This is a genomic window from Streptomyces sp. NPDC049040 (genome assembly GCF_043197715.1).
In the GTDB taxonomy this organism is placed as follows: Bacteria; Actinomycetota; Actinomycetes; order Streptomycetales; family Streptomycetaceae; genus Actinacidiphila.
Genome location: NZ_JBICTO010000001.1, coordinates 843166 through 864596 on the forward strand (window position 1 = coordinate 843166; position 21431 = coordinate 864596).

Annotated in this window: 21 protein-coding genes; 13 read left to right on the forward strand and 8 right to left on the reverse strand. The window is 73.9% G+C overall.

Annotated elements, in window-relative coordinates:
* Nucleotides 1-288: 288 nt before the first annotated feature.
* A complete protein-coding gene (locus ACGFMP_RS03825) occupies nucleotides 289-1254 on the reverse strand; it encodes a DUF1152 domain-containing protein (RefSeq protein ID WP_393670048.1) in 966 nt (321 codons plus the stop codon).
* A 134-nt stretch (nucleotides 1255-1388) separates the two neighbouring features.
* On the opposite strand from ACGFMP_RS03825, the gene ACGFMP_RS03830 reads away from it, so the two are divergent.
* The 4 genes from ACGFMP_RS03830 (at nucleotide 1389) to ACGFMP_RS03845 (ending at nucleotide 4495) form a co-directional block, all read left to right on the forward strand.
* Nucleotides 1389-1859 carry a carboxymuconolactone decarboxylase family protein gene (locus tag ACGFMP_RS03830; protein ID WP_393670049.1) on the forward strand — a complete coding sequence of 157 codons (471 nt, stop codon included), beginning with the start codon at nucleotides 1389-1391 and terminating at the stop codon, nucleotides 1857-1859.
* 145 nt (nucleotides 1860-2004) lie between these two features.
* Entirely contained in the window at nucleotides 2005-3471 is a 1467-nt protein-coding gene (locus ACGFMP_RS03835; protein ID WP_393670051.1) for a hypothetical protein, read from the forward strand.
* 126 nt (nucleotides 3472-3597) lie between these two features.
* A complete protein-coding gene (locus tag ACGFMP_RS03840) occupies nucleotides 3598-4095 on the forward strand; it encodes an Imm50 family immunity protein (protein WP_393670052.1) in 498 nt (165 codons plus the stop codon).
* Nucleotides 4082-4495 (forward strand): Imm50 family immunity protein, encoded by a 414-nt coding sequence (locus ACGFMP_RS03845; protein WP_393670053.1) that lies wholly within the window; start codon nucleotides 4082-4084, stop codon nucleotides 4493-4495. The genes ACGFMP_RS03840 and ACGFMP_RS03845 overlap by 14 nt, the downstream gene beginning before the upstream one ends.
* 66 nt (nucleotides 4496-4561) lie before the next feature.
* Here ACGFMP_RS03845 and gap read toward each other — a convergent pair whose 3' ends face one another.
* The 5 genes from gap to ACGFMP_RS03870 all read right to left on the reverse strand — a co-directional run bounded on the left by gap (nucleotide 4562) and on the right by ACGFMP_RS03870 (nucleotide 8749).
* On the reverse strand, nucleotides 4562-5557 hold the full coding sequence (gene gap, locus ACGFMP_RS03850) for a type I glyceraldehyde-3-phosphate dehydrogenase (RefSeq protein WP_393670054.1): 996 nt from the start codon (nucleotides 5555-5557) through the stop codon (nucleotides 4562-4564).
* A 129-nt stretch (nucleotides 5558-5686) separates the two neighbouring features.
* Nucleotides 5687-6643 (reverse strand): GlxA family transcriptional regulator, encoded by a 957-nt coding sequence (locus ACGFMP_RS03855; RefSeq protein ID WP_393670055.1) that lies wholly within the window; start codon nucleotides 6641-6643, stop codon nucleotides 5687-5689.
* A gap of 154 nt (nucleotides 6644-6797) precedes the next feature.
* A complete protein-coding gene (locus ACGFMP_RS03860; protein WP_393670057.1) occupies nucleotides 6798-7394 on the reverse strand; it encodes a hypothetical protein in 597 nt (198 codons plus the stop codon).
* 100 nt (nucleotides 7395-7494) lie between these two features.
* The gene (locus tag ACGFMP_RS03865; RefSeq protein ID WP_393670058.1) at nucleotides 7495-8109 is read right to left on the reverse strand and encodes a glyoxalase; all 615 of its coding nucleotides are present in this window, start codon (nucleotides 8107-8109) and stop codon (nucleotides 7495-7497) included.
* A 52-nt stretch (nucleotides 8110-8161) separates the two neighbouring features.
* Nucleotides 8162-8749: a DUF998 domain-containing protein gene (locus ACGFMP_RS03870; RefSeq protein ID WP_393670059.1), complete on the reverse strand. Its 588-nt coding sequence runs from the start codon at nucleotides 8747-8749 to the stop codon at nucleotides 8162-8164.
* A 237-nt stretch (nucleotides 8750-8986) separates the two neighbouring features.
* Here ACGFMP_RS03870 and ACGFMP_RS03875 point away from each other — a divergent pair, with 237 nt between their 5' ends.
* Nucleotides 8987-10105 carry an ABC transporter permease gene (locus tag ACGFMP_RS03875; protein ID WP_393670060.1) on the forward strand — a complete coding sequence of 373 codons (1119 nt, stop codon included), beginning with the start codon at nucleotides 8987-8989 and terminating at the stop codon, nucleotides 10103-10105.
* Here the strand turns inward: ACGFMP_RS03875 and ACGFMP_RS03880 are convergent.
* Entirely contained in the window at nucleotides 10074-10685 is a 612-nt protein-coding gene (locus ACGFMP_RS03880) for a TetR/AcrR family transcriptional regulator (protein WP_393670061.1), read from the reverse strand. The two genes, ACGFMP_RS03875 and ACGFMP_RS03880, sit on opposite strands and share 32 nt — an antisense overlap.
* Before the next feature lie 168 nt (nucleotides 10686-10853).
* Between ACGFMP_RS03880 and ACGFMP_RS03885 the strand changes: the two genes are divergently transcribed.
* From ACGFMP_RS03885 to ACGFMP_RS03920, 8 genes are all read left to right on the forward strand, one after another.
* Nucleotides 10854-12107, forward strand: coding sequence for an MFS transporter (locus tag ACGFMP_RS03885; protein ID WP_393670063.1), 1254 nt, complete (start codon nucleotides 10854-10856; stop codon nucleotides 12105-12107).
* A 10-nt stretch (nucleotides 12108-12117) separates the two neighbouring features.
* A complete protein-coding gene (locus ACGFMP_RS03890) occupies nucleotides 12118-13293 on the forward strand; it encodes an epoxide hydrolase family protein (RefSeq protein WP_393670064.1) in 1176 nt (391 codons plus the stop codon).
* A 93-nt stretch (nucleotides 13294-13386) separates the two neighbouring features.
* Complete coding sequence (locus ACGFMP_RS03895) at nucleotides 13387-13752, forward strand: ArsR/SmtB family transcription factor (RefSeq protein WP_393670065.1); 366 nt, start codon at nucleotides 13387-13389, stop codon at nucleotides 13750-13752.
* Nucleotides 13753-13853: 101 nt separating this feature from the next.
* On the forward strand, nucleotides 13854-14609 hold the full coding sequence (locus ACGFMP_RS03900; RefSeq protein WP_393670066.1) for a vWA domain-containing protein: 756 nt from the start codon (nucleotides 13854-13856) through the stop codon (nucleotides 14607-14609).
* A 121-nt stretch (nucleotides 14610-14730) separates the two neighbouring features.
* Nucleotides 14731-15195, forward strand: a complete 465-nt coding sequence (locus ACGFMP_RS03905) for a DIP1984 family protein (protein ID WP_393670327.1) — start codon at nucleotides 14731-14733, stop codon at nucleotides 15193-15195.
* A gap of 392 nt (nucleotides 15196-15587) precedes the next feature.
* On the forward strand, nucleotides 15588-16433 hold the full coding sequence (locus ACGFMP_RS03910) for a lysozyme (RefSeq protein ID WP_393670067.1): 846 nt from the start codon (nucleotides 15588-15590) through the stop codon (nucleotides 16431-16433).
* A 245-nt stretch (nucleotides 16434-16678) separates the two neighbouring features.
* Nucleotides 16679-17416, forward strand: a complete 738-nt coding sequence (locus tag ACGFMP_RS03915; protein ID WP_393670068.1) for a GNAT family N-acetyltransferase — start codon at nucleotides 16679-16681, stop codon at nucleotides 17414-17416.
* On the forward strand, nucleotides 17413-18228 hold the full coding sequence (locus tag ACGFMP_RS03920; RefSeq protein WP_393670069.1) for a lysophospholipid acyltransferase family protein: 816 nt from the start codon (nucleotides 17413-17415) through the stop codon (nucleotides 18226-18228). Before ACGFMP_RS03915 ends, ACGFMP_RS03920 begins: the two co-directional genes overlap by 4 nt.
* A gap of 123 nt (nucleotides 18229-18351) precedes the next feature.
* Here ACGFMP_RS03920 and ACGFMP_RS03925 read toward each other — a convergent pair whose 3' ends face one another.
* Nucleotides 18352-21414, reverse strand: coding sequence for an FG-GAP repeat domain-containing protein (locus ACGFMP_RS03925; protein WP_393670070.1), 3063 nt, complete (start codon nucleotides 21412-21414; stop codon nucleotides 18352-18354).
* Nucleotides 21415-21431: the final 17 nt, after the last annotated feature.

A 21431-nucleotide genomic window follows, 5' to 3' on the forward strand; every position in this document is an offset into this window, starting at 1 on the left:
ACGCCTCCCCGCGTCCCCTGCCCTCCCCACGCCGCGGGGGGGGGGGGCCCCCCCCCCCCCCCCCCCCCCCGCGGGGGGGGGGGGGGGGGGGGGGGGGCGGGGGGGGGGCGGGGGGGGGGGGGGGCGGGGGGCGGGGGGCGGGGGGCCGCCCCGCCCCCCCCCCCCCCCCCCGGGCGGGGGCGGCCCCCCCGCCCCCCCCCCCCCCCCCCCCCCCCCCCCCCCCCCCCCCCCCCCCCCCCCCCCCCCCCCCCCCCCCCCCCCCCCCGCGGCCGTGGGTGCCGGTCCGGGTCAGTGCGGGAAGGTGCGCGGCGGGCGCTGGCGCGGCAGGCCGTCGCGGAACTCCTCGATGATCGAGCTGATCTGCCGGGTGAGCACGGTCTGCTCCAGCAGGTCCAGGTAGAGGTTGCGGCGGGCGAGCCCCGCGGCGTCCACGCAGAAGTACAGCGACATCAGCGGGTTGACGAACAGCTCGCTGTTCCTGGTGCGCTCGGTGAACCGGACGTCGCCGAAGTCGCCCCGCAGCGCGGCGGCTATCGAGCCGTTGACGATGCTCGGGTGGTCGGGAGTGGCCGCCTGGGCATGGGCGACGGCGTCGAGGTAGAGGGCGCCCTCGCGGCTCTCGCGCGAGACGGAGAAGGCGCCGAGGTAGGCGCCGTCGCGCTCCAGGGCGGCCAGGTTCTCCAGCGCGAGGGAGTGGTTGACCCCGTGGTAGGCGTCCACGCCGAAGCCGAGGCAGACCACGAGCCGCTGCGGGACCTCCTCCAGCGCGTTCACAGCGGCGAGGCTGGCCATGTCCTCCTCGGGAGTGCCGAGGCCGTTCTCGTCACCGCGCATGAGGATGTCGGTGCCGCCGTCGACCAGCACGATGGCGTCGACGCCGCCGAGATGGCCGATCAGCGCCCGGTAGGCGGCGCGCAGCGGCTGCACGCCGGTGCGGGCGAAGGCGTGGACCGTCGAGGGCAGCCCGTTGAGTTCGAGCCAGCGGGCGAGGGTGCGCTCGGGGAAGTAGTCGCCCCTGGCGACGGTGTCGGGGCGGATGGCGGCCACGTCGTGGTCGAGCCACACGTCCAGGTCCAGGCCGTGGAGGTCGGCGAAGGAGAGGTTGGCCAGGTGCACCTGCCTGCCCTGCTCCCGCAGCGCGAGGGCCAGCGGGAGCCCGGCGTAGATGTCGAAGCCGCCGCCGGCTCCCGCGACCAGTACGCGCCGGGCGTCACGCAGCCGGGTGAACAGTGCGGGCTCGGTGATCGAGTACATCGGGCGAAGGTAACAGCCGGTCCGCGCCGCCGGGCCGCGGGAGACCCACGTCACACCCGGGCCGGTCACATCCCCACCGGCCGCTTCGTCAGAGCTGTGGAAACGATCGCATCGCAGCAGCGGAGGAACCCGTCATGGACGCTCGCCTGAACATCTACGGCACGCCGGTCGCGCAGAAGTTCACCAAGTACATCAACTCGGCGGGGAAGGCGCTCGGCGACTCGGCGCTGCCCGCCGCGACGCAGGAACTGGTGAAGATCCGCGCCAGCCAGATCAACGGATGCGGCTTCTGCCTCGACATGCACGTCAAGGACGCGACCGAGGCCGGGGAGACCGCGCAGCGGCTGCACCTGGTCGCGGCCTGGCGCGAGGCCACCGTCTACACCGACGCGGAGCGCGCCGCCCTGGAGCTGACCGAGCAGGGCACCCGGCTCGCCGACACGGCAGGCGTGTCGGACGAGGTGTGGGCGAACGCCGCCAAGCACTACGACGACGACCAGCTCGCCGCCCTGGTGTCGCTCATCGCCCTCATCAACGTCTACAACCGCGTGAACGTCATCACCCGGCAGCCCGCGGGCGACTACCGGCCCGGCATGTTCGGCTGACACCCGCGGCCCCGGCTGTCGCGTTTCGCACCGACTGCCCCTTCAGGCACGGAAGTTCAGCCGGGGTTGCGGTGGGCGCCGCCCCGCCGTCGCCCGCCTGCTGCACCTTCTTCATGACGGCACCCCGGCTGAGAGGAATTCCGACATGAAGGACATTCGCAGGTCGCGACCCCGAACCGGCACCGCGGGACTGGCGGCCGGCGCCGCGGTGGTGCTGCTCGCCGGGCCCGCCCTCGGCCTGACCGCCACGCCGGCCGCCGCGGCCGCCGGGACGCACGCAGGGCCCGGCACCGCGGCCCACGGGCGGCCGCCCGCCGTCACCGTGCGGCGCGGCGGCCCGGCGCGGACGGTGCCCTTCGTGGCGCGCCGGTCGGGCGAGGCCGTGGTGACGCTGGAGTCCCAGGCCCCCGGGATCTCCTGGGGGACCGCGGGCAGCGAGTCCGCGGTGGTGTCGGCGTACGTCGACGGCCGCTACGCCACCGACATCGTGATCCCCTCGGACCAGCCGATCTCGCGCAGCTTCTCGCTGGGCCGGCTCGCCAAGGGCCCGCACCGGCTGGAATTCCGCTTCGCCGCCGACCGCTCCCCGGCCGGCGCCCGCAGCGCGCGGCTCGGCGCGGTCGCGGTGCAGGTGTACGGCGAGGACACCGACATGGGGCTCGTGCTGCGCAACGCGCCGGTGCTCTACGGCCGCAACCTCGCCGACCTCGGCACCCCGTTCCAGAGCAGCACGACGGACGCGCCGCTGTACGAGTACCACGAGGTCCTGCCGGCGCGGACGCCAGGACACAAGGTGCTCCAGTACACCGTCATCTGGAGCAACGAGGACGGCGGCACCAACTCCCCCGCGCTGATGGCCCGCTGGGGCCGCACCACCGACATCGAGTGGGCGTACCGCGTCGAGGTCGACGCGCAGGGCCGTCCGGTGCCCGGCACCGGTGTCTACCAGGCGGCCGACCACCAGACGCTGGTCTTCGCCGGCGCGTACGAGGGCGACCGGCCGCGGCTGGAGACCTGCACCTCCAACAACAACCTGTGCGACATCGTGGACGACCCGATGCGCTTCTCGCCCGCGCCCGTCCAGGAACTGCCCGCGGGCCAGCCGCGCGAGCACATGATGGACGTCAATCCGTGGCTCTACCCGGTCATGGCCCAGGAGATGACCCGCGAGGGCAAGATCGAGTCGCCCTCCGACCCGGCCACCCCCGGACTCGGCGACCAGCGCACCTATCTCTACCTCGCCGTCGCCCACACCGCGGCGCCCGCGACGGACGCGGGGAGCGTGGGCCTGTCCGTCGGCGTACGGCTCAAGGGCGACCCGACGCTCTACCGGTCCGACCACGTCGACCCCAGCTGGTCCATCACCCGCGAGGGCACCGCGGCCACCACCGTCGAACTCCCCGCGGGCACCGAGCAGTCCGACATCGCGGAGATCGTCGCCCTGCGCACCCCGGTGGTGGAGACCGGCGCGTCGCTGACCGTCACGGGCGTCACCCGCGCCTTCTTCCTCGGGCAGGACTACCTCCCGGCCGCCTCCTTCGCCGACTGGACGGGCACGGCGGTCCTCACCCCGCAGGCCCCGACGGCGACCCTGTGGTCCGCGGGCAGCTGACGGCACCGACGCAGGAGGCTGCGGGCAGCCCGCGGCACCGACGCGGGACTCCGCGGGCCGGGTCCGCACCGCTACAGTTCGCCGCGGTGCGGACCCGGATCCGCAGCGGAGGGGAGTGCGACGGCCGTGGACCCGCACTGGGCGGACCTGCTCACCGACCGGCAGGTCGTCGGGGCCTACTACACGGTGCTGCCGCCGCTCCAAGGCATCGCCCTGCGCTCGGTCCACCTGGAGCGGGTGGGACCGGGCCTGGTCCTGCGGTTCGCGCTGCCGGTCTTTCCCGACCGGCCGCCGCCCGCATGGGCGGGTGCGGGATACGACCGCTTCGAGTGCCGGCTGGAGTTCTTCGGCGTGGCCGACCTCGACTGGCGCGGCTGGGCAGCGGGCGCCGTCGCCGATGTGCGGCTGGCGCGGGAGCCGCGGCGCCGGGTGCGCGCCGAGGTCGCCGCGGACGGCGTGGACCTGCGGTTCACCGCCTCCGACGCGCTCAGGGCGGGGAGGCCGAGCGCCTACCGCGTGGACGGGACGGTCGAGCGGCACTCCTACACCGGGGCCGTCGACCGCCACCGGCTCGGGGACGGGGCGGCCGAGGCATGGGACAGGAGCTTCCATGGCCGGGTCTGAATGGCCCCTGCTGCTGGACGACCCGTCCGCGGTCACCGCACTCTTCCGCGAGGTGCCGGACCTGACCGGCTTCCGGCTCATCAGCCTGCACGTGGACGAGCGCGGCCCGGGTGTCACCGCCTGCTTCGAGCGCTACGGCCTGCCGGACCTGTCGCCGCCGCGGTGGCGGGAGCAGCGGCTCAACGCCTTCGCGTTCGCCCTGCTGCTCGACGCGGTGACCGGCCTGCGCATCGCCGGCTGGCACGGCACCCCGCCGGACCGGATCGCGCTGACCTCCGCGGGTGGCGGCCCCGGGGTCCGCTTCACCGTGTCGGGCCCGCACCATGACGTCGAGGTGACCGCCGCCACGGCGAGGGTCACCAGGGTGACGGCCTTCCTGGCCTCGCCGGCCGCCAGATAGCGGGCGGCCCCACCGCCCGGGGTCCCGGGTGGCGGGGCCGTTCCCCGTGCCGGTCCTGAGGGCCGGTCAGCCGGCGAGCAGCTGGAGGGTGTCGATGACGCGGTTCGAGAAGCCCCACTCGTTGTCGTACCAGGCGACCACCTTGACGTGCCGGCCGTCCACGCGGGTGAGCGCCGAGTCGAAGATCGCCGACGCCGGGTTGCCGGTGATGTCGGCGGACACCAGCGGGTCCTCCGAGTACTCCAGCACGCCGGCGAGCGGGCCGTCGGCTGCCGCGCGGTAGGCCGCGAGCACGTCGTCGCGCGTCACGTCGCGGGCGACGGTCGTGTTGAGCTCCACGATCGAGCCGACCGGGACCGGCACCCGGATCGAGTCGCCGGACAGCTTGCCGTCGAGGTTCGGCAGCACCAGGCCGATCGCCTTGGCGGCGCCCGTCGTGGTCGGCACGATGTTGACGGCGGCGGCGCGGGCGCGGCGGGCGTCCCGGTGCGGGCCGTCCTGGAGGTTCTGCTCCTGCGTGTAGGCGTGCACCGTCGTCATGAAGCCGTGCTCGATGCCGGCCAGTTCGTCGAGCACCGCGGCCAGCGGGGCGAGCGCGTTGGTCGTGCAGGAGGCGTTCGAGACGACGGTGTGCGCGGCCGGGTCGTACACGTCGCTGTTCACCCCGAAGGCGATGGTGGCGTCCGCGCCGTCCGAGGGCGCGCTGACCAGCACCTTCTTCGCACCGGCTGCCAGGTGGGTGCGGGCGGCGGCGGCCGAGGTGAAGCGGCCGGTCGACTCCAGAACGATGTCGACGCCGAGCTCAGCCCACGGCAGCCGCTCGGGGTCGCGCTCGGCGAGCACCTTGATGCGGCGGCCGTCCACGACGAGGGTGTCCCCGTCGACGGTCACCGGACGGCCGAGGCGGCCGGCCGTCGTGTCGTAGGCGAGCAGCCGCGCGAGGGCGGCCGGCTCGGTGAGGTCGTTGACCGCGACGACGTCGAGGTCGCTGTCGCGTTCCAGCAGTGCGCGCAGCACGTTGCGGCCGATGCGGCCGAATCCGTTGATGGCGATACGAGTCATGAGCGGTGTCCCTTCGGTTCGCCACCAGGCTCGCGCGTGGCGCCCGCCCGTGGCGGCGGCGTGAGCGCCACGGTTCGAAAGGATCGCGCCAGGTCCGCGGCGGCGGACGTCCGCCCGGGGAGGTGCGCCCTACTCGCCCTGGGCGAAGGTGCGCCGGTATTCACTCGGCGTGGTGCCGAGGATGTGCTGGAAGTGCTGCCGCAGATTCGCGCCCGTGCCGAGTCCGACGTCCGCCGCGATCTGCTCGATGCTCCGCTCCGAGCGTTCCAGCAGCTCACGGGCGACGTCGACACGGGCCCGCATGACCCACTGCATCGGCGTGTAGCCGGTGTCCTCGGCGAAGCGCCGCGAGAACGTGCGGGGGGAGACCGCTGCGTGCCGGGCGAGCATTCCGAGGGTGAGCGGGTCGCCGATCCGGTGCAGCGCCCACTCCCGGGTGGCCGCGAACCGCTCGCCGAGCGGTTCCGGCACGCTGCGCGGCACGTACTGCGCCTGGCCGCCGCTGCGGTAGGGGGCCGCGACCAGGCGCCGGGCCGCGTGGTTCGAGGCGGCCACCCCGAGGTCCCCGCGCAGGATGTGCAGGCACAGGTCGATGCCCGAGGCGGCACCCGCCGACGTCAGCACACTGCCCTCGTCGACGAACAGCACGTTCTCGTCGACCCGGACGAGCGGGTGCCTGGCCGCGAGGCGCCGCGTGTAGTGCCAGTGCGTGGTGGCGCGCTTGCCGTCGAGCAGACCGGTGGCGGCCAGCGCGAAGGCCCCGGTCGAGATGGCGGCGAGCCGCGCGCCCCGGTCGCGGGCGGCGACCAGCGCGTCGAGCACGGCGGGCGGCGGGTCCTCGCGGTCGGGGAAGCGGTAGCCGGGGATGAAGACGATGTCGGCCCAGCCGAGGGCCTCAAGGCCGTCGGCCACGTGGTACGACAGCCCTTCCCCGCCGGTCACCAGGCCCGGCGCCGCCCCGCACACCCGCACCTCGTACGGCATGCTCGCCCGGGTGGTGAACACCTGCGCAGGGATCCCGACGTCGAGCGGCTTCGCCCCTTCGAGCACGAGGACGGCGACGCGATGCAGGCGGGAGGCGGGCACGGGGAACAGGTTATGACGGCCCCACGGCTCCCGCCGCGCCGCCAGGACCCGCGGCGCCCCTTCAACGGGCGCCCCGGCATGGGGGCGGCCGGTCATGGGCGGGCCGTCACGGGGCGGGCCTTCCATGGGGTCGGCCGGTCACAGGGCGGACCGGTCAGGCCAGTTCGCGCACCACCGGGGTCAGCCACTCGCGGTAGGCCGCCCTGTCCGCCCGCAGCGCACGGCTCACCACCACATGGGTCCCGGCAGCGCGCCACCCCGCCGCACCGGCGACCGGCACCACCGTCACGTCCAGCTCGAACGGGCGGGCCTTGCGCCCGAGTTCCGCCTCGACGCGGGCCACCAGATCGCCCTCGGGGCCGGGATCGGCCCGCGCCAGTGCCTCGTCCGCGGCTGCCGAATCCTCACGGCCCCGCTCCGAACTCCAGCGCACGGCGTCGTCGAAGCACGCCTGGACGAGCGCGTTGAGCTCCGGCCCGTCGCCGTACCGGGCGGACGGCCGGGAGAAGCCGCGCTGCTGCCCTTCGGGGCGCTCCAGCTCGCTTTCCCACCAGCGGGCCCACTGCTCCGACGCCTCCGGGACGGCCAGCGGGACGAGGCCCGCGCGCATCTCGACCGCGGGTTCCAGCGGCGGCAGGTCGACAGCCGTCGGCGGGTGCAGGCCTGCCGCGTCGCGGACGAACAAGCCGATCAGGAGCCCCTGAGGGGACTGGATCCGCATCAGCCAACTGGGTGATCCGGCGTAGCGCATGCGGACCATCCTCCGCCCGCGCGGGCCGCCCGTACCACCGCTTTTCGGCCATAGGCCACGGCGTCCGGCGCCGCCCGGCGCGCTCCCCTGCGGGCGGGGCTCACGCCGCCGGCGCCTCCCACACGAAACCGTCCGGGTCGGTGAAGGTGCCGCTGTCGCCGCCGATCACGAGCCGGTGCGAACCGCTGCCCTCGGGGGCGACGCCCGCGTCCTTGGCCAGGGCCCTGCGCCCGTACAGCGCCAGCTTGACCGGGCTCGACGCCATCTCGAACTCGACGTACTTGCCGGCGAAGCTCTTGCCCACCGTGAGGCCGCGCCCGACATAGAACTTCTTGCCGGCGGAGACGTCCTCGGCCCCGAGCAGCAGCACCACCTGGTCGATCTGCCCGGTGTCCGGACCGGTGTCCTTCTTCGCCGAGGTCGCGAGCTTCCAGAGCGTCCCGTCGGGCGCCTGCACGACGCCGCCGTAGCCCCAGAAGGACTTCTTGACCGGCTTCACCGGCGTGGCGCCCGCCTTGACCGCGGACTCGAAGAGGCTGTGGACGGTGGCCGGCTGGGGAACGGTGAGCGACAGCGTGAAGCCGCGGAAGCCGCTCGTCGGCGCCTCGGCGGCCCGCACGCGCAGCCGCGTGCCGAGATTGAAGGCGTCGGCGTAGAACTTCTCCGCGGCGGCGGGCTCGGCCGCTTCGAGGGTGACTGATTCGATGGAAGCCATGCCCCGAAGCTAAGCGCGGGCCCGCATTGCGCGCTTCTCGAATCCTGACCGTTCACACCCGGCGCGGATGCCGCAGGCAGGACACGACCACCACCACCGGCCACAGGGACTGCACGATGGTCAGGACGCGCTCGGCGACACCCGCCGCGCCGTGGACCTGCAACTCGATGAGAAACCACCCGGCCCCGAGGACCATCAGCCCCGACACCGTGAAGGACGGCACCCGCCGCAGCCCCCACGGTGCGCCCGCCCGCCGGTCGGCGGCCAGGATCGGCCACAGCGCCAGCAGCGTGAAGCCCACCGCGACCACCGAGCCGTGCGAGAAGGAGCCGCCCGTCTTGGGGGCGGGGAAGAGCGCGAGCACCATCGCGCACACCCCGCCGGCGCCCAGCGCGATCCGTCCGGCGAGTGCGGCGGCGCGCAGCCCGCAGGCGGTCGCGACGTGGCACAGGCCCAGCGCGACCAGCATCACGGTCAGCGTCCAGTACCCCGCGGGCCGTCCCGCCGCCAGGACGCTGATCGTCTGCCGCACGGGGTTGTACGTGGGTCCCTCCAGCACCGTCGCGGTCGTCGAACCGGCGACCAGAAGGACAGGAGCACAACCGGACGAGACGACTGCCCACCATGTCACATATCCCATCGGGTCACCGTAAATCGGATAGTCGGCTCGGCATTCGCGCACACGCGGGCGGACCGGCTGAAGCGCGGCTGAAGCGCTGTGGAAGCGCTGTGGAAGCCATGCCTGCCGCGGCCTCGGTGGGGGTGTGGGCGATGACCGAAATCCGAAAACGAACGTTCTTCTTGACGATTTCGGACTGCGTGGCGCAGACTCTGGGAGGGAAAAAGATATGATCATTCGGCTTCGAGAGGCGCGATCGTGAAGAACTCCTCGCCCGGCGCACTGTCGTGGCGGCAGGCGGCCGTCACGATGGTGGCCCTGCCTGTGGTGATCGCGCTCGCGGTCCTGGCCTACGCCTGGCCGTCGGCCCGCCTCGGGCCGCGGGATCTGCCGGTCGCAGTGGTGGGCACCGCGGCCGGCTCGAGCGTCGTGGCGGGGCTCGAGCACAGCGGGCCCGGGGGGCTGGACCTCCACCTCTACGCCGACGAGGCCGCCGCGCGGTCCGCGATCGCGCACCGCGACGTCTACGGCGCCTTCGTCGTCGCCCCGGGCGGCGTCACCGTGCTGGAGGCCACCGCCGCGGGACCGGCCGTCGCCCAGCTGCTCGACACCGCAGGCCGGGAACTCGCCGCGCACGCGGCCGGTTCCGCACCGGCCGCCTCGGCCTCGTCGGCGTCCGCCCGCGCTGCCGGCGGGGCCACCGGGACGCCGGCGGCCGCGGCCGGCGAGCGGACCGTGGACGTCGTCCCGATCTCCGCGGACGACCCCCGGGGAGCGGTCTTCAGCTCGACGCTGCTCCCGCTCACCATCTGCGGCATCCTGACCGCCGTGGTCATCACCCTGTCGGGCCTGCTGCTGCCCGGGTGGCGCCGGGTGTTCGGCCTGGTCACCACCAGCGCCGTGGCCGGTCTCGGCGTCTACCTGGTCGCCCAGGGCTTCCTCGGCGCGCTGCCGCACGACCACGTGGCGACCTGGGCGGCCCTGGCGCTCACCACGCTCGCCATCGCCGCGCCCGCGGCCGGCCTGGCCACGCTCATCGGCCCCCCGGGCATCGGCCTGGGGGCGGTGCTCATGGTCTTCGTGGGCAACCCCTCGTCCGGCAGCACCTCGGCGCCGGAGCTGCTGCCCACGGCGGTGGGCGACATCGGCCGCTGGCTCCCGCCGGGAGCCGGCGCGAACCTGCTGCGCGGCACGGCCTACTTCGACGGCAGCGGCTCCGGCGGCCCCGTCACCGTCCTCGCGCTGTGGAGCGTGCTCGGGCTGGCGGCCGTCGCCACGGGGCGCCGCAGACGCGGCGCCGCGCACGGGGCGCCGCCCGCCGGGAGCGCGGAGCCGGCGCCCGAGGTCACCCGCCTCCCCGGACTCGCTGCCGGGTGAGCAGTTCGCGGAGCCCGGCCTTGACCTGCTGGTGGGCGGCAAGGCCCAGGGTGTTCCACTGGATGATCCACCCCTGGAGCAGCGCGATCAGCACGCGGGCGGTGTCACCGGGGTCGAGATCCGGGTCGTAGGCGCCCGTCGCCTGGTAGCGCCTGCACAGCTCGGTCATCCGCTCGTGGATGTCCCCCAGCATGTCGGCGACGGCGCCGGCGAGCTTGTGGTCGCGGGCCATCTCGGACCACACCTGGACCGCCATGGGCGCGGGGGTGGTGCCCGCGGCCAGCGTCGTCAGGTCCTCCATGATCGCCGGGAGCAGGTCCTCGGGCGGCGCGAGGTCGGTCGAGGCGAGGTGCGCGTCGAGGATGTCGATCAGCTGGCGCGTCGACACCTCCGCGATCGCGGTGATCAGCGCTTCCTTGCTCGGGAAGTAGCGGTAGACCGCTCCCGCCGACAGCCCGGCCTCGGCGAACACGTCGGGCATCGAGGTCCGGTGGAAGCCGTTGCGCGCGAAGCAGACCCATGCCGCGTCGAGGATCTGGCGCCGACGGGCCTCGCGGTGCTCTTCACTGACCTTGGGCATGGTCCATCGTAAAACGAATGTTCGTCCGACCGAGGCCGGACACAGCGGCAGGGCGGCCCGGAGGCCCGCGCGGGGCTGATGTTGAATGAGGCACGGACCGCGGCCGGTCCGAGGCGGGCGCGCCGGACCCGGCCATGAGGCCGTCGGCGCGAAGGTGGACATCGTCACGTGAACCCGCATCTGGTGTCCCTGCGCAGCCTCATACCCGCGGTGTTCCTGCCCGTCCTGGTCTTCGAGACGGGCATGGGCGCGCTCGCCCCCGTCCTGGCGCTGAGCGGCCGGGCGCTCGGGGCGGGCGTCGGCGCCGCCGGGCTGGTGCTCGCGCTGCTGGGGGTCGGGCAGATCCTCGGCGACGTGCCGGCCGGTGCGCTGGCGGCGCGGCTCGGCGACCGCAAGGCGATGCTCGTCGCCTCCGGCGTCACCGCGGTGACGCTCACCGCGTGTGCGCTGGCCCGCAGCTTCTGGCAGCTCGCGCTCGCCGTCACCCTCACCGGGGCGTCCAACGCCGTCTTCATCCTGGCCCGGCAGTCCTACCTCACCGAGGCGGTGCCCACGCACCTGCGGGCCAGGGCGCTGTCGACGCTCGGCGGGATGTCCCGGGTGGGCGCCTTCGCCGGGCCCTTCCTCGGCGCCGCCGTGCTGACCGCCCGCCCGGTGCGCGACATCTACTGGCTGGCGCTGCTGTGCACCGCCGTGACCGTGCTGGTCCTGCTCGCCGTGCCGGACGTCGCCGAGCCCGCCGCCCCCCGCGGCGGCAAGCCGGTGCCGGTGCGGGCGGTGCTGCGCGACCACCGGAAGGTCTTCCGCACCCTCGGCCTCGCCGTCCTGCTGGTCGGGTCGGTACGCGCGACCCGGCAGACCGTACTGCCGCTGTGGGCCGAACACCTGGGCCTGAGCCCGTCGTCCACCAGCGTCGTCTTCGGCATCGCCGGGCTCGTCGACACCCTGACCTTCTATCCCTCGGGCCAGGTCATGGACCGCGCGGGGCGCCTGTGGATCGCGGTGCCGTCCATGCTGGTGCTGGGCGGCGCCCAGGCCGTCCTGCCGCTGACCCGCACCCTCACGGAGCTGACCGTGGTCGCGATGCTCGTCGGCTTCGGCAACGGGATCGGCAGCGGCATCCTGATGACGCTCGGCGCGGACGTCGCGCCACCGGACACCCGCTCGCAGTTCCTCGGCGTGTGGCGGCTGTGCGCGGACTCCGGCAGCGCCGGCGGCCCGCTGGTGGTGTCGGCCGCCGCGTCGCTCGGCAGCCTCGCCGCCGGCATCTCGGTCATGGGGGCCGTGGGCGTCGCGGCGGCCGGCGCGCTGCTGCGGTGGGTGCCGAGGTATTCGCCCTTCGCCACCACCGGTGCCGGCCGCCCGCCGTCCCCCGGCCGGCCCGTCCCTGCCGGCCGCCAGGCCCCGCCGCCCCGCTTGTAGGGTGGCCGGCATGCCGGATCTGCCGACCAGCCCGGAGCCGTTCACCCCGAGGGCCGCGCCCGTGGCGGTCCAGGATCTGCGCGCTCGGCTGCGGGCCACGCGCTGGCCGGACGCTCCCGAGGACGCCGGGTGGTCGCTCGGAACCGACCTCGGCTACCTCAGGGAACTCGCCGGCTACTGGGCCGACGGGTTCGACTGGCCCGCGCAGGAGGCCGCGCTCGCCGAGATCCCGCGCTTCCGCGTGGCGCTCGGCGGCCTCGGCATCCACTTCGCGCACGTGCGGGCCGCCGCGACGGCCGGGCCCGCCCTGCCCCTGGTCCTCAGCCACGGCTGGCCGGACTCCTTCTGGCGCTATACGAAGGTCATCCCGCTGCTCACCGACCCCGGGGCGCACGGTGCCGATCCCGCCGACGCGTTCGACGTGGTGGTGCCCGACATGCCGGGCTACGGTCACTCCGACCGCCCCACCGGGCCGCCCCTGGACTCCATCGCCGTCGCCGGCCTGTGGGCCCGGCTGATGAGCGTGCTGGGCTACCCGCGGTTCGGCGCGGCGGGCGGCGACATCGGCAGCCACGTCAGCCGCTACCTGGCGCTCGACCACCCCGACCGGGTGGTGGCCGTCCACCGCACCGACGCGGGCGTGCCCTTCCACGCCGGCGACCCTGCGGACCTGGCGCCCGAGGAGCGCGCCTGGATCGAGGGCGCCGCCGCCTGGGGCGCGACCGAGGGTGCGTACGGCGCCGTGCACCGCACCAAGCCGCAGACGGCCGCCGTCGGGCTCAACGACTCCCCTGCCGGGCTCGCCGCGTGGATCGTCGAGAAGCTCAGGGCCTGGAGCGACTGCGGCGGCGACGTCGAGCGGAGCTTCACCAGGGACGAGATCCTCACGAACATCACCCTCTACTGGCTGACCGGCACGATCGGCTCGTCGATGCGCATGTACCGTGCGAACGCAGCGATCCCGCCCGCGCAGCTGGCCCGCCGTGTCGAGGTGCCGTCCGGCTTCTCCCTCTTCCCCGGTGACATCGTCCGCCCGCCGCGCGCCTGGCTGGAACGTACGGCGAACGTCGTCTACGCCACCGAGCCCCCGCGCGGCGGCCACTTCGCGCCCTTCGAGGAGCCGGAGCTCTACGCGGCCGAACTCCGCGCCTTCTTCCGTCCCTACCGGTCCGCGGCGACCGCCTGACGCCCTGGCCACCGCGGGAGGCCTCCGGCGGTGTTCGTACGCCGGTCCGTGTCCCGACCGGTGCCGGTAAGGCGCGGGTGCCACCATCGGCGGATGCCTCTTTCCCCGACGGCCGACCCGCCGGTGCTCCAGGACCCGCCGGCCGCGCCGCGCCCCCCGTCGATCACCGCGGGGGAGCTGTCGGCGCCCGAGGCGGCGAGGATGGCCGCGATGTTCAAGGCGCTGGCCGACCCGGTACGGCTGCGGCTGTTCTCCAGGATCGCCTCGCACCCGGGCGGCGAGGCCTGCGTGTGCGACATCCAGGACGTGGGCGTCTCCCAGCCGACGGTCTCCCACCACCTGAAGAAGCTCCGCGAGGCCGGCCTGCTGACCTCGCAGCGGCGCGGGACCTGGATGTACTACCGGGTGGAACCGTCGGTCGTGGCGCTGCTGTCGGCGCTGCTCGACCTGCGCGCCTGACGCACGCGGGGACGCTCCCGCCGGAGCGCGCGGGCGGCCGGATCGACGCGATGGGCCGAAGCACTGACGGCGTACGGCCCCGCGGAGAATAATCACGCCGCATGGCCATCGATGACCGCAAACCTCCCAAGGCGCCCGCTGCCCCCGCGATCAGCCTGGAAAAGGTCGCCCGCAGCGCTCCCGGCCTCGTCAGCCTCTACAAGACCGCCGCCGTCTCGCTGGCCAAGCACCAGGTGACCGGGCAGCGCGCGGCCGTGTACCTGGTACTGGACCGCTCCGGCAGCATGCGCCCCTTCTACCGCGACGGGTCCGTGCAGCACCTGGCGGAGCAGACCCTCGCGCTCGCGGCCAACCTGGACGACGACGCAGTGGTGCCGGTCGTCTTCTTCTCGACCGAGGTCGACGGGGTCGCCGAGATCGGCCTGGACGCGTACCGGGACCGGATCAACCCGCTGCACGAGTCGATGGGGCACCTGGGGCGCACGAACTACCACCTGGCCATGCAGGCGGTCATCGACCACTACGAGGCGTCAGGGGCGGCGGACCCGGCCTTCGTGGTCTTCCAGACGGACGGTTCGCCGACCTCGAAGGCCGCCGCGGAGCATGTGCTGTGCACCGCCGCGAAGCTGCCGATCTTCTGGCAGTTCGTCGGGTTCGGCGACGACGAATTCCGCTTCCTGCGCCGGCTCGACGACCTTCCGGTGCCCGGCCGGCGCGTCGTGGACAACGCCGGCTTCTTCGCCGCGGGGAAGTCGCCGACGACCATCTCCGACGCCGACCTCTACGACGCGCTGCTCGCGGAGTTCCCCGGGTGGCTGTCCGCCGCCCGCGACGCGGGCGTCGTCAGGACCACCTGAGGGCAGGCGGCGCGGGGGCGGCACGGGGGGCGGCGCGGGGGGTCGCCGGCAAACCCGGGTGCGCGGGCTCGGGGGCGGCCCGCATACTTCACCGCGTACCCGAGTGGAGGGGGTGGGACGGTTGAAGCTTGCCGAGGCGCTGGCGGAGCGGTCGGACGCGGTCCGGCGCGTGGAGCAGCTGCGTTCGCGGGTGGTGGGCAGCGCGCGCTACCAGGAGGGCGAGGCGCCCGCCGAGGACGCGGCCGCACTGCTGGCGGAGACCGCCGAGGTGCTCGACCGGCTGGAGTCGCTGATCCGCCGGATCAACCGGACCAACGCGGCGGTCGTGATGGGACAGGACGGCACCGTCACCGACGCCCTGGCGCGGCGCGACGTCCTGCGGATGCGGCACGCGGTGGTCACCTCGGCGGCCGAGGCCGCGGCAGGCCGCGACCAGCGCGCACGCCAGCTCAGGTCCGAGCTGACCATGCTGTCCGCCCTTCCGGTCGCCGAACTGCGCGCCCAGGCCGATGTGCTGGCCCGGGAGATCCGCGAGCTGGACATGCGGATCCAGCGCACCAACTGGGAGGCCGACCTCCTGGACTGACCACGGGCGACCCGGACGATGTGGAGCAGGTAGCCGCAGCGGAGGCGTGCACACACCGTGAGCCGGCGGTATATCCGGCCCTCTCTTGGTGCGCGAAGAGCAGCGCTGGGGTTCGACTCCCCGACGACATCGCAGCTCAGCACCGCGCACAAGTGACCGTGCACACCGCACAGCACACAACCGCGTGCAGATCCGCGGCGGCGAGGGCGGGAACGGGGCATCCACATCGTGCGGTCCGCCCGTGCGTCCCGGCCGCCGCGTCGGGCGGATCGGGCGTGCCGCGGCGCCGATTGTTACTTTCTTTCACATGCCTTGTGCGAGCTGAAAGTTTCCTCCACTCTGGGCGTGCACGTCCGACACCCCACCCGCACCATGCTTCCCGCCCGGAGGAAATGATGTTGAGTTGGCATGCACCCGCCAAGAAGAAGCGCGTTCTGGCAGCCGCCGCGGTGCTGGCCTGCGCCGCGCTCGGCGCGACCGCACTCCCGGCGGCGGCCGCCCCCGCGGCCCCCGGGAACCACGTCACCCACCCCGAACTCGACTGGGCCGGCTCCCAGATCGCCCGGCACGAGCCCCCGGCCGCCGGCCGCCTGGCCGTCACCCCCGCGGTCGCGGGCGCCCAGGGCCTCGACGTCAGCGGCTACCAGGGCAACGTCAACTGGGCGTCCGTCGCCGCGAACGGCGGCCGCTTCGCGTACGTCAAGGCCACCGAGTCCACCTCCTACGTGAACCCGTACTTCGCCCAGCAGTACAACGGCTCGTACAACGCAGGACTCATCCGCGGGGCCTACCACTTCGCGACCCCCGACACCTCCTCGGGCGCCGCGCAGGCCGACTACTTCCTCGCGCACGGCGGCGGCTGGTCCAAGGACGGCAAGACCCTGCCCGGCATGCTCGACATCGAGTGGAATCCCTACGGCGCGACCTGCTACGGCCTGTCGGCGTCCTCGATGGTCAACTGGATCCTGTCCTTCAGCAACGAGTACCACGCCAGGACCACCCGCTGGGTGACCATCTACACCGCGACGAGCTGGTGGAGCCAGTGCACCGGCAACACCGGCGACTTCTCCTCCACCAACCCGCTGGTGCTCGCCAACTACAACGGCAGCCCCGGCCCCATGCCCTACAAGTGGCCTTACCAGACGATCTGGCAGTTCGCCGACAGCGGGATCTTCCCCGGCGACCAGGACGCCTTCAACGGCGACTTCAGCAGGGTCCAGGCGCTGGCCAACGGCTGACCGCGACCCCGGCCGGCGGGCGGTGCCCCGGCGGCGTGCGGCGTCCGCCGTCCGCCGCCGCGGGACCGCGCCGGTGCCGGGGCAGGCACGGCGTGCGGGCTCCTGCGGACGACTCCCCTCCGGCATTCATCGCACGGACATCGTCCGGACGACGGGTGGGCATCGGACTCGGGCATCAATGGGCCGAGTTCCGCAAGCGGGTCTCCAGCCATGTCGGCTCCGGCAAAGGGAAGTTGTAATCTGTCATGAGCACACCACTTTCCGTTCGCTCGTACGTCACCTCCATCGCCTCGACGCAGGAAGAGATCCGCGCCGCCCAGCGCCTGCGGTACCAGGTCTTCGCCGAGGAGCGGGGCGCCGTCCTGCACACCCGGATCCCCGGCCACGACGTCGACGCCTTCGACGCGGTCGTCGACCACCTGATCGTGACCGAGCAGACCAGCGGCGAGGTCGTGGGCACCTACCGCCTGCTGCCGCCCGGGCGCTCCGACCGGCTCTACTCCGACGGCGAGTTCGACCTGTCCGCGCTGGACGGCCTGCGGGACTCCCTGGTCGAGACGGGCAGGGCCTGCGTGCACCCCGACCACCGGGACGGCACCGTCATCAACCTGATGTGGTCCGGGCTGGCCCGCTACGTGCTGCTCTCCGGCCACCGCTACCTCGCCGGCTGCGCCTCGGTGCCGCTGGACGACGGCGGCCGGGCCGCCGTCGACGCGTCGCTGCTCGCGGCCACCAAGTACGCCTGCCCGCCCGCCTTCCGCGTCCACCCCCACGACCCCTGGACGCCGCCGCGGCTGCGGGCCGCCGAGCCGAGCGCGGCGCTGCTGCCGCCACTGCTCCGCGGCTACCTGCGGGTCGGCGCCTGGATGTGCGGGGCGCCCGCGCACGACCGGGACTTCGGCGACGCGGACTTCTTCGTACTGCTCGACCTGGAGCGGATGAACGAGCGCTACCGGCGCTACTACCTCGGTGACGAGAGATGAGCGGCAGCCCCTGGTCGGCGGTCTCCTCCTGCACCGAGGCCTGCGTCACCGGGAACTCGCCGCAGACCGGGCCGGGCCGGGCGCTGACGCTGCGCCGGTACGCGGCCCTGGCCGCGACGCTCGCAGGTACGGCGGCCGCCGGCCGGCGGCTCGGGGCGGCGGAGGAGGTAAGGCGGCGGGCACGCCTGCTGCTGGCCGACCTCGGCGTGACGCTGCTGTGCGAGGCGGACGGCCTCGCGGTGCCGGTGCCGGGAGCCGGGACCGGCACGCTCGTGGTGGCCAACCACATCTCCTGGCTCGACGTGCTCGCGCTGCTCGCGGTCCAGCCCGCGACGGTGCTCGCCAAGCGCGAGGTGGGGCAGTGGCCCGTGGTGGGGACGCTCGCGCGGCGGGCCGGAACCCGCTTCATCGACCGCGGCCGCCCCCGCGACCTGCCGGTCACCGTCAGGGAGTTGGGCGTGCTGCTGCGCTCGGGGGAGACCGTGATCGTCTTCCCCGAGGGGACGACCTGGTGCTCGGCGCCGGGTGGACCCTTCCGCCGGGCCACCTTCCAGGCGGCGCTGGACGCGGGCGCCCCGGTCCGTCCGGTCACCGTCAGCTACTCTTGCCGCGGCGGCCCCAGCACGCTGCCCGCCTTCGTCGGCGAGGGCAGCTTCGCGGCGTCCCTGCGCCGGGTCGCCGCTGCCCGCGGCCTCACCGTGCGGGTCACGGCGCATCCCGCCCTCCAGCCGTCGGGCCACGACCGCCGCTCGCTCGCGGCCCTGGCCCATGCCGCGGTGTCGGGCGCCGCGCGCTCCCCGGTCGGCGGCTGACCGGCGAGCGCGCGGCGGGTCGGGCATTCGTGCTGCCCGGCGCCTGACGGCTCGGCGCCCGGCGCCCGGATCCCGGCGTCAGGCACCAGGCACCAGGCCGTCAGGCGTCAGTGCGGCAGTGCGTCAGAGGAGGGTGTTGTAGAGGTTCCAGCCGGCGACGATCCTGGTGCGGTCGGCGTACGGCGCGGCCGCGTTGCCGGTGCCGCGGTAGAGCCACAGGACGCCGCTGGTGTCGCGGGCGACGAGGTCGGCGCGGCCGTCGCCGGTCACGTCGTTCGCCCCGGCCAGGATGTCGTAGAGATTCCAGCCCGCGACGATCCTGGTGCGGGTCGCGTAGGGCGCGGCCGCGTTGCCGGTGCCGCGGTAGAGCCACAGCACGCCGCTCGCGTCCCTGGCGACCAGGTCGGACCGGCCGTCGCCGGTCACGTCGTTCGCCCGGACCAGGGTGTCGTAGGTGTTCCAGCCGCCGCCTATCTGCGTGCGGGACGCGAAGGTCGTGGCGCCGGTGGCGCGGTAGAGCCACAGGACGCCGCTGGTGTCGCGGGCCACGAGGTCCGCGCGGCCGTCACCGGTGAGGTCGCCCGCGCCGGTGAGCACGTCGTAGATGTTCCAGCCGGTGCCGACCTTCACCCTGGTGGCCAGCGGTGCGCTGGGGTTGCCGGTGCCGCTGTAGTACCAGAGCGTGCCGGTCGCGTCGCGGGCGACGAGGTCGCCGTTGCCGTCGGAGCCCTGGCCGGACAGGGAGGTCAGCGCGGTGTATCCCTGCCAGCCGCCGCCGACCTGGACCCGGTTGGCGTAGGGGGTGGTCGCGTTGCCCGTGCTCCGGTACTGCCACATCACCCCCGCGGTGTCCCGGCCGAACAGGGCCCCGGCGACGGCCGCTCTGCCGGTCATGGTGACCGTCCCGCTGGTGACGGCCGACTGCCCGGTGCCGTCCGCGGCCTGGGCCGTGAGCTGCCAGGTGTAGGTCCCGCCGGACAGCGGGTCGCCGCCGGCCGTCGTGCCGTCCCAGGCGACACCGATCGAACGGGTCGCAGTGCCGCCGCTGAAGAAGCGGGCCTCGGTGAGGTCCACCGGGTTGGTGATGGTCAGCTGCCAGGAGGACACCGGCTTGGACAGCCACCACCGCGGATTCCAGGCGCCCGTACCGCCGGTGCCCGGCGCGGCGAAGGAAGCGGGGACGGACCGGTCGGGATAGGCCAGCTGGGACGCGAGCGAGGCGGTGACGTATGCCGCGACGACGTGAACGGTGTCGGCGGTGTCGACATAGGCGACCTTGTTGGACCGCGGGTCGACGGTCCAGGTCATACCGCGGGTGTCGGCGGCCGTCGTGGTCTTCAGGCCGGTGATGTCGCCGAGGCTGTCGACGACCCCGTCCTCGAGCGAGCTGAGGTGCAGCGCGTGGGACGCGGGGTCGTAGGCGGCCATGAAGCCGTCACCGAGCAGCACGTCGCCGACCGGCGCCGCGTACTTCTCCCCGGTGGCGACATCGATGACGCCTGCCTTGTCCTGGTCCGCGCAGCTCCAGTAGAGCAGCTGGCCGTTGTCCCGCAGGTCGTCCGGTGTGCAGTCGGAGCCGAGGGCCAGGGTGCCGGCGGTGGAGCCGGTCCGCAGATCGGTGTCGACCAGGGTGCCCGGCTGGGTGGGCGACGGCGTCCACAGGGTGGAGTAGTCCAGGGCCGAGGCCTGCGCGGCCAGATCGCGGACGATCTTGTTCTGCACGATGTCGACCACATACTGCCGGTGCTGGTCGTCGCCGGCCTCGTACAGCACGTACTGCGGGGAGGCGCCGAGGATCCGGCCGCCCTTGGTCGGCAGGGCGATGCGCCGGTTGTCGTCGAAGGTCACCAGGGTGTCGTGCTGCGTCACCGGGTCGACGACCAGCCGGGCCGAGCCCTCGTCCCCGCCGTCGACGAAGCGGCCCGGGACCTCCGGCATCTCGGCCGCCGTCACGTTCTCCACCGCGACGAGATTGCTCGACTGCGGGGTGCGGCCCAACCCGACGCCCTCGCTCTGCCGGGAGGTCATGCCGTGGACGGTGTTCTGCACGCGGACGTTGCCGCGGTCCAGGGTCAGCCCGGTGACGGCTCCCTGGAAGGTGATCTTGTCGACGGTGTGCCGCAGGTAGGCGCCGGCCAGCCCTGAGCCGTCCACGATGAGCTGGTGGATCCCGCGGACGCCGGCCGCATTGCGGCCGAGCACGATGATCCCCCCGTCGCGGCCCGGGAGCGCCTGCTCGACCTCGGGGAGTACCACCCGCGCGGTGTCCGCCCCGGCCAGCGGTTCCAGGTGCAGCGGGCCGCCCTGCTCGTCGTACCAGACCACATTGGAGCCGACCATGAAGGCGTGGACGTCCGAGGTGGCGGACTGCGGGGTGATCGGCACCAGGCTCGGGGTGGCCGACGGATTGCCCGCGGCCATCACCCGCACCCCGGCGGTGTCCTGCCGGGAGAACCAGCTCACCCACGAGTCGGACAGGACGAAACTGCTCGCCTCCCCGGTCACCGGCAGCGCCCGGACCGTCCCGGTGATCTCGTCGACGATGCCGTAGGCCGCCTGCCCGTCCTGCTGCCAGCGCAGGACGAAGTGGGTGTTGCTGCCCGACAGCACGACGGGGGCAGCCTCGGCGGTGGCCCCGTCCGGCAGGAGCACCGGGTAGTCGGACAGCTTGCCGTCGACGGTCCTGACGATCCGGTACTCGCGCGAGCCGTCCTCCGCGGTCCTGGTCGCGACCGCGAAGCCGCCCTGGGCCACCGGATTCTCGTCCTCGCTCGGCACCGTGAGGGTCGTCTGGGCGCCGGTGGTGACGGTCACCAGGGTGATCGTGGTGGAGCCGTCGGAGCCGGTGCCGGAGTACGCGACCCGGTTGTACGCGTCGTACATGGTGGAGATCGACGACCGGGGGACGCCGTCCAGGGCCGGCACGGCCTTGGTGGCGCCGTTGGCATTGTCCGTCCACAGGTAGCCCGCGGTGCCCTCCACCTGGAACAGCTCCCCGTCGAAGGTGGTCGCCACCAGCGACACCGACGGATCGGCCGCGTAGTCGGTCGCCGGGATCCGCACCTCGGCGGCACCGGCGGCATACGCCTGCCCCGCGAGGCCTCCGGCCGCCCCGAGTCCGAGCGTGAGTGCGGCGGTGACGGTGGTGACGGATACGGCGGTGCGCACCAGTGCTTGACGTTTCAAGGCGGTCCCCTCCCCCT